This window comes from Luteimonas sp. TWI596 (assembly GCF_039674105.1).
In the GTDB taxonomy this organism is placed as follows: domain Bacteria; phylum Pseudomonadota; class Gammaproteobacteria; order Xanthomonadales; family Xanthomonadaceae; genus Luteimonas.
In genome coordinates, this window is sequence record NZ_JBDJMU010000014.1 from 66090 (window position 1) to 79213 (window position 13124).

The following is a 13124-nucleotide window of genomic DNA, read 5'->3' on the forward strand; positions in this document are numbered from 1 at the left end:
CGACAGGTGTGTATTCGCCGGTGACGCCCGGCGTTGCGTGTCGGACCCGGCGAGCGGGCACGGCAAGCGCGGGATTCTAACCTGCGCCGCAGCCAGCGCGCAATCTGAACGCGCCTCGGCGCTCAGAAGCCGATATCGACTCGGAGGGTGTCGCGGTAGACCCCCGGCGGTGGCGTGGCCTGGGTGGGGTCGATCAGCGCCCGGTACGTGAAGCCCTGGGCCGTTGCGCCGGTGTGGACGCCGGGATTGAGCTCGGCGCCGGCGCTCGAACGCCGCTCGGCACCGACGCTGCCCCAGCGCTCGTCAGAGGCCGCACCCTTATAGAGCGCGTAGCGCAGGAACTGGGTGGGCGCGAGGTCGTCGCGCATGCGCCGCCAGCCCGCCGAGAAGTGCTGTCCGTCATCGATCCCGACCGTGTACGCGGCGCCCGCGCTGCAGCGGACCGTGATGTGCTGCACCACCGGACCGAATGCGCCGGCCAGCGGGGCGCTGCCGAAGTCGAGCGGCGGGGCGGCGATCGCGCAGTCGTTCTCCAGCCGCAGCACGACATTCACGCTCGTTGAAATGCCGGTGCCCCACGCGAGCGGCGTCAGCAGACCGGGGCGCTGGAAGCCCGGACTCTGCGAGTAGGCGCACAACGGTCCGATCCCGAGGGTACAGATCGAGAAGAACCAGCGCAGGTTGACCACACCGGTGTAGGTGCCGGCGCGCAGGCCTGCCGTGGGCGTGGTGCGGATGTACAGCGGCAGGCTGCCGCCAGGTCCGCTGAACAGGTTGAGCAGGTTCAACGCCGAGAAATCGAACTCCTGGCCCTGGCCGAGCTGCGGCCCGGTGCTCTGCGCCAGGACCGTGAACGGAACCGGGGGCCCACCGCCGTCGTGGACCAGTTGGAACGTCGAGGTCTCCAGTCGGACCTTGATGTAGGAGGTGCTGATCAAGGCCAGTGCGCTGCAGGTCAGGCCGCCGCTGCCGGCCGCCTGTCGCGGGCCGTCGGCCAAGGCCAGCGTGCCGGTAGTACCAAGGTCGGCGTGCGCGTTGGCCACCGCGCACGACCCGGTGTCCTGTGCTTGCGCGCCGCTGCCGGCGGCGAGCAGCGCGAGCAGCAGCAGGCGCGGACGTGCGCGCGGCGGCGGGGCGGGGCGGAGACGTATGCGCATCATCGGCAGGCCAGCGGACCGATTCGCGCCAGGCCCTCGGCGCCGGGGTCGAGCGAAAAGCGGACGGTGCACGCAGGCGCGCCGGCGGGATGCGCGGTGAGCGTGTTGTCCGGCGCCAGCCTCGACAGATAGACCAGGCCGTCCCAGCCCACATGCGCAGCTTCGCCCTGCGCGCTGCTCACCGGGGTGCCTGGTGCGAGTTCCGCGCCTGACGCATCGTGCAGCGTGACCAGGGCCGACAGGGTACGCTCGACCGGGAACCGCATCACATAGCCGCTGCCGCGGCGCACCGCGACGCGCTGCTCGACGATCGGCGTTTGCACGTTGGTCGGCAACTGCAGTGGGTCGATCTCGAACTTCGCGGCGTACTGCGCCCCGGACCACGGCACCAGCAGCCGACCGTGGCGATCGGTGGTGCCGACGGTCACGTTCTCGTAGCGCACTGGAATGTCCGCAAAGCCGTTGGTGTCCACCACCACGAAGGCATCGGAGATCCGGTTCGACAGAAAGGTGCCGCCATCCATGCGCACGATCGCGCCGGCGGCATTGGCCCACAGCGTGTGGGCGCCGGCGCCGCCGCGCACGCCGCCGCCGAGCTGGATGTGGCGGTTGCGCCACAGGGCGTCGAGCTCGAGCTGATCATCGCCCGCGGCAAAGCGGCTGTAGCCCAGGCCAAGCCCGAGTCCTCCGTCGCTGGGCACAGGGCGTGTGTAGCGCAGGCGTTGCGCATCGCCGCGTCCACTGGCGCGATCATGCGTTGCGGTGACGTTGCCGCGCCGCAGCGACACCACCAGTTGCGCGACCGCCGACCAGTCGCCGCCGTCGATGTCGCGGTTGCCCGACAGGTAGAGGCCGATGTCCCGCCACGGCGATACGCTCCACGACAGGTTGACCAGTCGGGTCCGCGAAGCGTCGGCGTTCTCCAGCGCGATGTGGCCAAGCCCCACGCTGCCCCAGCGCCCGAGCGCGACGCTGCCGGCGACCACCGTTGTCCGTGGCCGGAACGGCAGCGTGGTCCGCGGGTCGTAGCGGGCCAGGTCCACGAAGTCGCGATCGCTGCGCTGGTGCTGCGCCGACAGCGTCAATCCGCGGCGGGTGTACTGGTAGCCGACATCGACCTGGCCGCCCGAGCGGCCGCGCGATTCGCTATGGCTGTAGGCAGCATTGACCACCCCCAGCATGCCCAGCCGGACGACGCCGCCGGCACCGAGCCGGGTCAGATCGTCGGCGGCCTCACCGAGCGCCTCGACGGTGAGCGCATCGGTGAGGCCGCGGCTGTAGGCGGCCGAGGCCACCACCGGGCCGTAGGCGAAATTCTCGACACCGTAGTCGCGGCGCAATGCACCGGCCGCGAGCGCAAAGTCGCTCAGGCCCGGCGCGAGAAGGCGGCTGCTGACGTAGAACGGCACCGCCGTGGCGACTTGCCGCCCCAGCGCATCGGTGACCACCACCACCGCCTCGCCGGCGCCGTTGATGAACGGCACCTCGGTCAGCGCAAAGGGACCGGGGTCGACGCGCTCGCGCGCGGCGAGACTGCCGTTGACGTACAGGTCGACCGCCGATGGCACGCCGGCCTGGCCCGCGAACTGCGGCAGCGGATAGGTGACGATGTCGGGGCGGAGCGAGAAATCGCGTGAGAACTGCAGCCCGGCCACCCGGACCGGTGAGGTCCAGGCCGGCCCTCGCGTGATCAGGTCGCCGGCCTCCCAGAGCCGTGCCTGCGCTTCGTCGACACGGATCCATCGGGTGTCATAGCGGACGAACGCCCGGCCCGCGGCGCCGCCATGGCGCCAGGCACCCGACGACGACACCGTGCCGGCGTCGCCGAACAGGCGCACGTCGGTCCACAGCGAAGTCGCGGTGGCGGCGTGCGGCGCGCGGGTGGCATACAGATCGTAGTTGAGCAGCAGCCCGCGGCTGGCACGCGAGTCGTGGCGGGCGGGTCCGCCGTGGCGCTCGAAGTGCTGGCTCGGTAGCCAGTCGGCAGGCACCTCGATGTGCAGGCGCAGGGTGGCGACGTCGTACTCGACGGCGACGCCCGGCAGGCGGTCGATCGCGACCCGGCCGTCTGCATCCGGGGCGTCGACGCGCACGTGCAGCGCCTGCAGCGCTTGCGCATCGACCAGGTAGTGCCCATCGCGCAGTTCGACCGGGACCACACGTCCCGATGCCAGCCCGTTGACGACCAGTTCCAGGTGCACCAGGCCCTCGCCGATGGCGTCGGTCGCCCGCGGGGGCGGCGGCAGCCGGCCAGGTGCCGGCGTCGCGGCCTCGGCCGTCGGCGCCGGTGCCAGGCCTGCGCACAGCAGCGCCGAGGCCAGGCACGCCGTCGACGGCCGGGGCATCAGCGCCTCGATGCCTGCACCGGCGGAATCGTGCGCAGGCGCCGGTGGTCGTCGATGTGCGCCTCCAGCGTGCCGTCGGCCTGCGCGGCATCGGTCAGCGGCCAGCGCGCGAAGCTGCCGGCCAGCACGTAGCCCAGCTGCGCATTCTCCAGCGGGACGTGGGCGCCGCCTGGGCGGCGGAATCCCAGCGCGGTCAGGCGCGCGTGGCGCTGGCCGCGGTTGTGGACCAGCACAAAGACCTGGCCGTCGCGCCGTTGCAGCTCCCATGCCAGTTGTGGCCCCACCCGGCCGGTCGCGTCGTCGTGGACGAAGAGCGGGATCGAATAGCGGAACTGAAAGCGCACGCCGGCCGGGGAGCCCACCGGTTCCTGCGCATCCTCGGCGCGCTGGACTGGGATCTCGTCGACGACGATCCGGTAGGCGAGCTCCCCGGCGACGGCCGGGATTGCGGTGGTTCGCGTCAGGCGGACCAGTTGACGCTGGCCGGGGGCGATCCGTGCCATCGGCGGCGAGCCGACGATGGCCTGCTGCGGTCGATAGTCGTCCTCGCCGTCGACCTGGTGCCATTCGAACACGCGCAACTGCAGGTGCGCGGTGGTCCGGCCCTGGTTCTCGATCCAGAGTGCGGTGGCCTGTTCGCCGTGGCGGATGGTCGGATTGACCGGCCAGATCAACAACGAATTGGCGGCCGGCGCGGCGATCGTCGCCAGCGCCATCGCCGCGCCGATCAACCAGCGGATCACACGGGCAAATGGAACGGGGCGGCGTGGGGGCGGGAGCATGACATGTCCTTGTCGATGGCCGGGGCAGACGGCTTCACCAGTCGAGCGTGACGGTGACCGTGTCGGTGTACGCGCCCGGCAGCGCGTCGCCGGGCAGCGTGAGTCGGCCGTGGACCGGCAGCGCGATGCCGAGGGGGGCGGAGCCGGGCACGGTGATCGACTGCGCCTGATCGATCGCGATCTCCTGGGTCAAGGCCGCATCGCGGTAGAGCCGGTACGGGATTCTGCGATCGACCGCGGCGTGGCGCAGTTGCCTGACCCCGCCGGCCGCATGCGCACCGCCATCGATGCGCATGCGCATCACCACGCCCGCCGTGCAGCGCAGCGTGACCACCTGCGCCGCACCGGCATCGGCAGTGTGCACGGCGTTCGACAACGCGCTATCGGTGCCGAAGTCGAGCGTCGCCATCACGCCTGCAGCGCCGCTGCTCCCCAGGCCGTCGATCGCACAGCCCGGAATCACCGTGGCCGAGACCGGAAACGTGGTCTGGGTGTCGGCCTGCAGCGCGCCAGGCAGCGTCGCCAGCAAGCTTGCGAGCAGGCCGCCGAGCGGAGGTGCGCCAGGCCGGCGCGGACGGGCGCGAGCCACGGCTGATCAGAGCGTGATCACGACGCCGATGACATCGGAGTAGGTCCCCGGCAACAGCGCGGCGCCGCCGAACGCACGCCCGTAGACGTTGACCGTCTGCGCGCTGCCGTCGGCGGGCAGCGTCAGCGCGTCGCCATTGGCGATCACTGTCGACCTGCCGGCGTCGGAGTACAGCTCGTAGCTGATGAAACGCGTATCCGCGCCGCTCTGTAGCGCCAGCGCGCGGCTTCCGCCGCCATCGGGCGCCGCGCCGGGATTGAGCCCGCCATCGAAGCTGATGCTGGGAGACACGCCTTCCGAGCATCGGATGGTGATGGCGCTGCCCGCGTTCTGCACTTCGGCGTCGGCCTGATCGAACACGGTGGTCTCGGTGCCGAAATCGAGCGTGCCCAGGGTGCCGACGCTGCCCCCGTCGGCGGTATCGACGCCGTTGATGATGCAGCCGGCCTGCAGGGTCATGGTGGCGTCGATCTGTCCGGTGATCTCGGCGTGGGCGGTCGCACCGACCAGCCCGAGCAGGGCGGCGGCGGTCAATGGCATCAAGCGCATGGAACATCTCCGTCGTGTTGGATCGGAAGGGCATGCGGGCAAGCAACGAACTTGGCCCGCTTGCGGGGGGCTGGGCGCAGTGTCTCGATGCGGGTCGCGGGTCGGGGCGGCGATGTCCGGCGGCATGGCGGTCTCCTGTCCGCGGCGGCAGGCTGCGCTGATGCGGCCCGCTCGTCGTCACTGCGTGTTTAGCAAAATAGGCAGTCGTCCTGTGCCTGGCGATAGTGCTGCGGCGTGCGGTGAAGGTCCTGTGAGTCGTCGCAAGCGGCGTCGCGCGGCCGGCGCACGGACTGCGTTCGGCCCCGGCCGCGCGGCAAGACGCAGGCGATCTGCGATAATGACCCGATGAGCATTCAGACCAAGACGCCCGACGAGATCGAGAAGATGCGCGTGGCCGGCCGCCTGGCCGCCGAAGTCCTGCAGGTCGTCGCCCCGCACGTCAAACCCGGGGTGACCACCGACGAACTGGACCGCATCTGTTACGAGCACATCGTCAATGTGCAGGGCGCGGTCCCGGCCAACGTCGGCTACAAGGGCTATCCCAAGACCACCTGCATCTCGGCCAACAACGTCATCTGTCACGGGATCCCGAGCGATGCGAAGGTGCTCAAGGATGGCGACATCATCAATATCGACGTGACGGTCATCAAGGACGGCTGGCACGGCGACACCAGCCGCATGTACGTCGTCGGCACGCCGTCGGTGATGGCCAAGCGGCTGGTCGAGGTGACCCGCGAGGCGATGTGGCGCGGCATCCGCGCAGTGCGGCCGGGCGCCACGCTCGGCGATGTCGGCCACGCGATCCAGAAGTACGCCGAAAGCGAGCGTTTCAGCGTGGTGCGCGAGTATTGCGGACACGGCATCGGCAAGGTCTATCACGATGAGCCGCAGGTGCTGCACTACGGCACGCCGGGCACCGGTGTCGTGCTCAAGGAAGGCATGACCTTCACGATCGAGCCGATGATCAACGAGGGCACGCGCTTCACCAAGGTGCTGCCCGACGGTTGGACGGTGGTCACCAAGGACCGCAAGCTCTCGGCGCAATGGGAGCACACGGTCGCCGTCACCGCCGACGGTGTCGACGTGTTGACCCGGATTCCGGGCGACGACAACGACGCGTTCCTCTGACGTGGGCGAGCGCACCGCCGCCACCGCACCTGCCGCCGACGACGGCGACGCGGCTTGGGTGGCGGAGGCGCGCGACGCGCTCGCCGCGCACGACGCGCGGCTGATCCAGGGCTTCGACGCCGGCCAGCACATCGATCGGCTGCTGGCCGCGCGCGCCAACGCCGTCGACGGTTGGGTCCGCAAGGCTTGGGCGCGCTGCATTCCGGGCGAGGCGGTGTTGGCGCTGTTCGCGGTCGGGGGGTACGGCCGCGGCGAACTGTTCCCGCATTCGGACATCGACCTGCTGATCGTCGGCGAGCCGCAGGTGCAGGCCGCGCATGCGCAGGCGCTGAGCCGGATGCTGGCGCTGCTGTGGGACCTGGGGCTGCCGGTCGGCCATGCGGTGCGCAGCTTCGAGGAGTGCACCGAGGCGGCCGCCGACGCGACCGTACTGACCGCGCTGCTGGAGGCGCGCCCGCTGCTGGCCAACATCGGCGAGGTGCGCGCGCTGATCGACGCGATCGCCGATCCCAAGGTCTGGCCGGCGGCCGCGTTCTTTCATGCCAAGCGGCGAGAGCTCGAAGTCCGCCACGCGCGCTTTGGCGACACCGCCGACAACCTCGAGCCCAACATCAAGGACGGTCCGGGCGGCCTGCGCGATGTGCACAACCTGCGTTGGATGGCGCGGCGCGTGCTCGGCATCTACGGCCTGGAAGAGCTGATCGCCCTCGGCCAGCTCGGGGTCGACGAGCACGCCACGCTCGAACGCGAGCGGCGCACGCTCTCCAGGCTGCGTTTCGGGCTGCACCTGGTCGCCGGCAAGGCCGAGGAACGGCTGCGCTTCGATTACCAAAAGGCGTTGGCCGCGCGACTGCACCATGTCGAGCAGGCCGACAACCCGCTGGTCGAGAAGATGATGCAGGAGTTCTACCGCAGCGCCTCGGTGGTGCAGCGGATCAGCGAACGCCTGCTGCAGCGATTCGAGGAGCAAATTGAGGGCGAAGGCGCGCTGCGGCCGCTCGATGCCGAGTTCGGCGTGCAGCGCGGCTATCTGGTGGCGCGCGACGATGTCTGGCCGGGCGGCGACATCGCGCGGGTGTTCGACCTGTTCGCGATCTGGGCCGACCGCCAGGAACTGCGCGGCCTGCACTCGCAGACCGCGCGCGCGCTGGCCGAATCGCTGCACGCGCTGCCGTCCTGGCGCAGTGCCTCGCCGGCGCTGCGCGAGCAGTTCATGGCGCTGTTGCGTGGGCCCACACCGGTGCGCACGCTCGAGCGGATGGCCAGGCTCGGCGTGCTCGGCGTGTGGATCCCCGAGTTCGCCAACGTCACCGGGCGGATGCAGTTCGACCTGTTCCATGCCTACACCGTCGACCAGCACACGCTGGCGGTGCTGCGCAACATCGCCAGCTTCGCGTCCGAGGCGCCGGACGAGCGCTTTTCCACCGCGCACGAAGTGTGGCCGCAATTGCGCAAGCCCGAATTGCTGCTGCTGGCCGGGCTGTTCCACGACATCGGCAAGGGGCGTGGCGGCGACCATTCGGAACTGGGCGCGGTCGATGCCCGCGCGTTCTGCGAGGGCCACGGCCTGGGCGAGACCGACACCGCGCTGGTGGAGTGGCTGGTGCGGCGTCACCTGTTGATGTCCACCAGTGCGCAGAAGCTTGATATCTCCGACCCGGCGGTGATCCACAAGTTCGCCGCCGAGGTCGCCGACCGCGAACGGCTGGATTACCTGTACCTGCTGACCTGCGCGGACATCGCCGGCACGTCGCCCAAGCTGTGGAATGCCTGGAAGGACCGGCTGCTGACCGACCTGCGCATTGCCACGCGGCTGGCGTTGCGCCGGGGGCTCGAGCACCCGGTGGCGGCGATCGAGCGCATCGCCGAGGCGCGTGACCGCGCCCGCGGCCTGCTGTCGGCCCACGGCATCGACGATGCTCAGGCTGACGCCTTGTTCGCGCGGATCCCGCAGGAGAGCTTCCTGCGCGGACGCGCCGATCAGGTGGTGTGGCAGGCGCTGGCGCTGCGCGACAGTGCGCAGGGCGGACTGGTGGTGCGGGTGCGGCGGCTCGCGGCCGGGGCGCAGGCGCTGGAGGTCTTCGTGCACTCGCCTGACCGCGACGGTCTGTTCTCGGCGATCGTGATCACGCTCGACCGCCTGGGCCTGGCGATCCAGCAGGCGCGCGCGCTCGACGGCCCGGGCGGCACGATCTTCGACGTCTTCCAGGTGCTGCCGATGGACACGCGCCATCCGCTGGAACTGGCCACGATCGAGCGCAAGCTCGCCACCGTGCTCGGCGGCGCGCTCGACCTGCGCCCGGCGCGCCGGGCCCAGCCGCGCCACCTGCGGCATTTCCGCGTGCCGCCGCGGATCGAGTTCAACCCCGGCGCCGACGGCCGGCACACGGTCTTCAGCCTGGTGTGCACCGATCGGCCGGGGCTGCTGGCCGATGTCGCCCACGTGCTGCGCCAGCAGGACGTGCGCGTGCACGACGCACGCGTGGCGACGTTCGGCGAACGCGTCGAGGACGTGTTCCGGCTCGTCGGCGGCGATGGCCAGCCGCTCGACGAGGCAGCGCAGGCGCGGCTGCGGGCCGCGTTGCTCGCTTCGATCGACGGCGACATGGCACGATAGCGCCCCGTTTTTCCCCACGAAGACCTGCCATGACCCAAGCGCTGCAGACGTTGATCGAGGACGCGTTCGCGCGTCGCGCCGAACTCACCGCCCAAGAGATCGGGGATGAGGTCAAACCGGCGGTCGAGCAGGCGATGGCCGGCCTGGAATCGGGCGAGCTGCGCGTCGCCGAACCGGATGGCAACGGCGGCTGGCAGGTCAACGAGTGGCTCAAGAAGGCGGTGCTGCTGTACTTCCGCAGCAACGACATGGCCGTCGTCGACGCCCAGCCGGCGCCGTTCTGGGACAAGGTCGAGGCGCGCTTTGCCGGCTACGACGAGGCCCGGTTCAAGGCCGCCGGCGTGCGCGTGGTGCCCGGCGCCGCAGTGCGCCGCGGCACCTACTTCGGCCGCGACGTGGTGTTGATGCCGAGCTTCGTCAACATCGGCGCCTACGTGGGCGAGGGCACGATGGTCGACACCTGGGCCACGGTGGGCTCGTGCGCGCAGATCGGCAAGCACGTGCATCTGTCGGGCGGCGCCGGCATCGGCGGCGTGCTGGAGCCGCTGCAGGCCAGTCCGACGATCATCGAGGATCACTGCTTCATCGGCGCGCGCTCGGAAGTCGTCGAGGGCGTCGTGGTCGGCCACCACAGCGTCATCGGCATGGGCGTGTTCCTTGGTCAGTCGACGCGCATCTACGATCGCGCGACCGGCGAGATCTCCTACGGTTACGTGCCGCCGGGCAGCGTCGTGGTCTCGGGCCAGTTGCCGGCCAAGGACGGCTCGCATTCGCTGTATTGCGCGGTCATCGTCAAGCAGGTCGACGAGAAGACCCGCAGCAAGACCTCGGTCAACGACCTGCTGCGCGGCCTGGCCGACTGACAGTGACCGCGGAGGCGGATCTCGCGGAGGCCGCAGCCTACCGCCATCCTCGCGCCACCGTATTGGGGCGGATGCTGCCGTCACTGCTGCATGCGCCCCGCTGGACGCGGGCGCGTCGTGCGCTGTTCCGGCGCTGGCGCATGCCCGCGCTGGTCAGCGACGTGCGCGATGTGGTCTATGTCAGCTGGTGGGTGGACGTGCGTCATGCGCCCCCCGCACCTGCGGGCTATCACTATGTCGTCCATGCCGGCTGTACCCCTTACACCATCCTCAGCTATCGCCATGGGCATCTGGGGCCACAGCGAGCGGGGCCTGTGCGTGCGCTGATGCCATCGCCTCATCAGAGCAACTGGCGCTGGTACCTGCGCCGCGATGATCGCCCCGACGGCACGCCCGTGGTGCTGTTCGACCGCAATGTGATGGACCAGTTGCTGTTCGTCGTCGGCGCGCGCGCATGCAGCGATGCCATGCAGCCGCATCTGTCCGCCCACTTTGCGCATGCACTGCGGGCCAACGGCAGCGGGCATACCCGTATCGATGGCGGGCAGGGCAGTGCGCCGGCGCTGGGGCTGCAGTGGCGGGCGAGCGAGGATTGGCATGACAAGGCGTGGACTGCGGCGTTCGGCGATCGGCAGGCGCTGCTGCGTTGGTTGACGTGCCAGGATCAAGCCATCGCCCGCACCGTCGATCGGCGCTGGGCATGCACGCGCATCGACCTGCCGGTGGACCTGGCTGCGCTGCGGCCGCTGCGGCTGGACGGGCCACTGCATTGTCCGCGTCTGGAGTCGATGGGAGTGAAGCTCGACGAAGGCTTGGCCTTCAGCCTGCCGAAAGTCCCGTTCCGGGTCGTGTCCGAACGTCTGTTGTGACATTCTGCGCGTCTGTTTTCGCTTAGCGGATGGCTATGCATACCGTTTTCGGCCTGAAGAACTGCGACACCTGCAAGAAGGCGCGCAAATGGCTCGATCGCTTCGGCATCGCACACACCTTCGTCGACTACCGCGACGACAAGCCGACGCCCGAGACGCTGGTCGCATGGGCCGGGCAACTGGGTGGTTTCGAGGCGATGGTCAACAAGGCCTCGACCACGTGGCGGCAGTTGCCCGACAACCGCAAGGGCGCGGCCAGCGACGCGGAATGGAAGCTGCTGCTGCGCGAGTACCCGCAGTTGATTCGGCGTCCGGTCGTGGTCACCGACGACGGCACGGTCACTCAGGGCTTCAGCGACAACGGCTTCAAGAAGCGCTTCGGCATCGACTAACAAGCGCCGGCGCAACGTCTCCCGGCAGGCGCGTGATGCCATCGTGCCGGGTCACGCGCCTGGGGCGCGCCTGCGCGCCGCCGACACCAGTCCCAAGAGAGCTGCCATGTCCGACGTCCTCGATCTCACCTGCGACCTGATCGCGCGCCGCTCGGTCACACCCGATGACGCCGGCTGTCAGGCGCTGCTCGCCGGGCGCCTCGCCCAGGCAGGTTTCGCGATCGAGTCGCTGCGCTTTGGCGAGGTCGACAATCTCTGGGCCACGCACGGGAGCGGCGGCCCGGTCCTGGCGCTGCTTGGCCATACCGACGTGGTGCCGAGCGGGCCGGCCGAGGCCTGGCATTGCGATCCGTTCGTGCCCGATGTGCGCGACGGCATGCTGTACGGACGCGGGGCGGCCGACATGAAGGGCAGCGTCGCCGCCTTCGTGATCGCCGCCGAGCGCTTCGTCGTCGCGCACCCCGACCATCCCGGCACCTTGGCGTTGCTGCTGACCTCCGACGAGGAAGGCGCTGCGATCGACGGTGTGCGCCGAGTCGCCCGCACGTTCGCCGAGCGCGGCACGCGCATCGACTGGTGCATCACCGGCGAGCCCTCGTCGACGCAGCGTCTGGGCGACCTGCTGCGCGTGGGCCGGCGCGGCAGTCTGTCCGCAACGCTGACCGTGCACGGGGTGCAGGGCCACGTGGCCTATCCGGACAAGGCGCGCAACCCGATCCACCTGCTGGCGCCGGCGCTGGCCGAACTCGTCGGCCGGCACTGGGACGATGGCTTCGACTCCTTTCCGCCGACCAGCCTGCAGGTCAGCAACATCGCCGCCGGGACAGGCGCGACGAACGTCATTCCCGGCAGCGCGACGGTGCAGTTCAACCTGCGCTACAACCCGCACTGGGACGCGCTTGGCCTGGAAGCCGAAACTGCCGCGCTGCTGGACCGTCATGGGCTGGAGTACACGCTCGACTGGCACCGCAGCGGCGAGCCGTTCCACACGCCGGAGGGGCCGCTGCGCGCGGCTGCGCGCGAGGTACTGACGGCCTTCGCCGGCACGGCCCCCGAGGAAAGCACGGGCGGCGGCACCTCCGATGCCCGGTTCATCGCGCCGCTGGGCGCGCAGTGCATCGAGATCGGTCCGGTCAACGCCAGCATCCATCAGGTCGACGAGCACGTCCGCGTCGCCGATCTCCAGGCGCTGCCGTCGCTGTACGAGGCGTTGGTGGCGCGGCTATTGCTGCCTGCCGCGCCGGACTGAGCGTCCGCACGGCAGGCTCGCCGCGGCGGGGCTCGCTACAATGCCCGGCTTCCCGCCGCAGGCCCGTTCCGATGCCTTACACCCCGATCGTCGCTACGCTCGGTTACGTGCTGTCCCCCGATCGCCGGCGGGTGCTGATGATCCACCGCAATGCGCGGCCCGGCGACCAGCACCTGGGCAAGTACAACGGCCTGGGTGGCAAGATCGAGCGCGACGAGGACGTGGTTGCCGGCATGCGCCGGGAAATCCGCGAAGAGGCGGGCATCGAGTGCGACAGCTTGCGCCTGCGCGGCACCATCAGCTGGCCGGGCTTCGGTCGCAACGGCGAGGACTGGCTGGGCTTCGTGTTCGTGGTCGACGCCTGGCATGGCGCGCCGCTGACGTCCAACCCGGAAGGCACGCTGGAATGGGTCGAGGCCGATCGCGTGCTCGACCTGCCGCTGTGGGAAGGCGACCGCCAGTTCCTGCCGCTGGTGTTCGACGACGATCCGCGCGCCTTCCACGGCGTGATGCCGTATCTGAACGGTTGCATGCAGTCCTGGTCGTACTCGCGGGTGTAGGCCGTCTTTCCCGCCGTTTTCGGG

General features: G+C 70.1%; 12 protein-coding genes. 7 read left to right on the plus strand and 5 right to left on the minus strand.

From position 1 onward, the window contains the following. Positions 1-122 precede the first annotated feature (122 nt). The 5 genes from ABE487_RS12025 to ABE487_RS12045 are packed head-to-tail and all read right to left on the minus strand — an operon-like array spanning position 123 to position 5422. A complete protein-coding gene (locus tag ABE487_RS12025; protein ID WP_346447906.1) occupies positions 123-1157 on the minus strand; it encodes a spore coat U domain-containing protein in 1035 nt (344 codons plus the stop codon). Continuing rightward, positions 1157-3502 (minus strand): fimbria/pilus outer membrane usher protein, encoded by a 2346-nt coding sequence (locus ABE487_RS12030; RefSeq protein WP_346452203.1) that lies wholly within the window; start codon positions 3500-3502, stop codon positions 1157-1159. The genes ABE487_RS12025 and ABE487_RS12030 overlap by 1 nt, the downstream gene beginning before the upstream one ends. Further along, on the minus strand, positions 3502-4284 hold the full coding sequence (locus tag ABE487_RS12035) for a molecular chaperone (protein WP_346447909.1): 783 nt from the start codon (positions 4282-4284) through the stop codon (positions 3502-3504). The genes ABE487_RS12030 and ABE487_RS12035 overlap by 1 nt, the downstream gene beginning before the upstream one ends. A gap of 34 nt (positions 4285-4318) precedes the next feature. Then, positions 4319-4873 carry a spore coat U domain-containing protein gene (locus ABE487_RS12040; protein WP_346442209.1) on the minus strand — a complete coding sequence of 185 codons (555 nt, stop codon included), beginning with the start codon at positions 4871-4873 and terminating at the stop codon, positions 4319-4321. A gap of 6 nt (positions 4874-4879) precedes the next feature. Continuing rightward, on the minus strand, positions 4880-5422 hold the full coding sequence (locus ABE487_RS12045; RefSeq protein WP_346442208.1) for a spore coat U domain-containing protein: 543 nt from the start codon (positions 5420-5422) through the stop codon (positions 4880-4882). Positions 5423-5767: 345 nt separating this feature from the next. Here ABE487_RS12045 and map point away from each other — a divergent pair, with 345 nt between their 5' ends. The 7 genes from map (at position 5768) to ABE487_RS12080 (ending at position 13100) form a co-directional block, all read left to right on the plus strand. Next, positions 5768-6550 carry a type I methionyl aminopeptidase gene (gene map, locus ABE487_RS12050; protein WP_346447911.1) on the plus strand — a complete coding sequence of 261 codons (783 nt, stop codon included), beginning with the start codon at positions 5768-5770 and terminating at the stop codon, positions 6548-6550. A 1-nt stretch (position 6551) separates the two neighbouring features. After that, positions 6552-9167, plus strand: coding sequence for a [protein-PII] uridylyltransferase (glnD, locus tag ABE487_RS12055; protein WP_346447912.1), 2616 nt, complete (start codon positions 6552-6554; stop codon positions 9165-9167). A gap of 29 nt (positions 9168-9196) precedes the next feature. Beyond that, positions 9197-10030, plus strand: coding sequence for a 2,3,4,5-tetrahydropyridine-2,6-dicarboxylate N-succinyltransferase (gene dapD, locus ABE487_RS12060; protein ID WP_346442205.1), 834 nt, complete (start codon positions 9197-9199; stop codon positions 10028-10030). Positions 10031-10032: 2 nt separating this feature from the next. Further along, entirely contained in the window at positions 10033-10899 is an 867-nt protein-coding gene (locus ABE487_RS12065; protein ID WP_346442204.1) for a hypothetical protein, read from the plus strand. A gap of 35 nt (positions 10900-10934) precedes the next feature. Next, the gene (locus ABE487_RS12070; RefSeq protein ID WP_346442203.1) at positions 10935-11291 is read left to right on the plus strand and encodes an arsenate reductase; all 357 of its coding nucleotides are present in this window, start codon (positions 10935-10937) and stop codon (positions 11289-11291) included. Between the two features lie 106 nt (positions 11292-11397). Then, the gene (gene dapE, locus ABE487_RS12075) at positions 11398-12540 is read left to right on the plus strand and encodes a succinyl-diaminopimelate desuccinylase (RefSeq protein ID WP_346447913.1); all 1143 of its coding nucleotides are present in this window, start codon (positions 11398-11400) and stop codon (positions 12538-12540) included. Between the two features lie 71 nt (positions 12541-12611). Continuing rightward, complete coding sequence (locus ABE487_RS12080) at positions 12612-13100, plus strand: 8-oxo-dGTP diphosphatase (RefSeq protein ID WP_346442201.1); 489 nt, start codon at positions 12612-12614, stop codon at positions 13098-13100. Positions 13101-13124 lie beyond the last annotated feature (24 nt).

Bases quoted from the DNA above. Each gene is read 5' to 3' on its own strand.
- ABE487_RS12025 (WP_346447906.1), bottom strand. From the start codon at position 1,157: ATGCGCATACGTCTCCGCCCCGCCCCGCCGCCGCGCGCACGTCCGCGC.
- ABE487_RS12030 (WP_346452203.1), bottom strand. From the start codon at position 3,502: ATGCCCCGGCCGTCGACGGCGTGCCTGGCCTCGGCGCTGCTGTGCGCA.
- ABE487_RS12035 (WP_346447909.1), bottom strand. From the start codon at position 4,284: ATGCTCCCGCCCCCACGCCGCCCCGTTCCATTTGCCCGTGTGATCCGC.
- map (WP_346447911.1), top strand. From the start codon at position 5,768: ATGAGCATTCAGACCAAGACGCCCGACGAGATCGAGAAGATGCGCGTG.
- dapE (WP_346447913.1), top strand. From the start codon at position 11,398: ATGTCCGACGTCCTCGATCTCACCTGCGACCTGATCGCGCGCCGCTCG.
- ABE487_RS12080 (WP_346442201.1), top strand. From the start codon at position 12,612: ATGCCTTACACCCCGATCGTCGCTACGCTCGGTTACGTGCTGTCCCCC.
- ABE487_RS12070 (WP_346442203.1), top strand. From the start codon at position 10,935: ATGCATACCGTTTTCGGCCTGAAGAACTGCGACACCTGCAAGAAGGCG.
- dapD (WP_346442205.1), top strand. From the start codon at position 9,197: ATGACCCAAGCGCTGCAGACGTTGATCGAGGACGCGTTCGCGCGTCGC.
- ABE487_RS12045 (WP_346442208.1), bottom strand. From the start codon at position 5,422: ATGCGCTTGATGCCATTGACCGCCGCCGCCCTGCTCGGGCTGGTCGGT.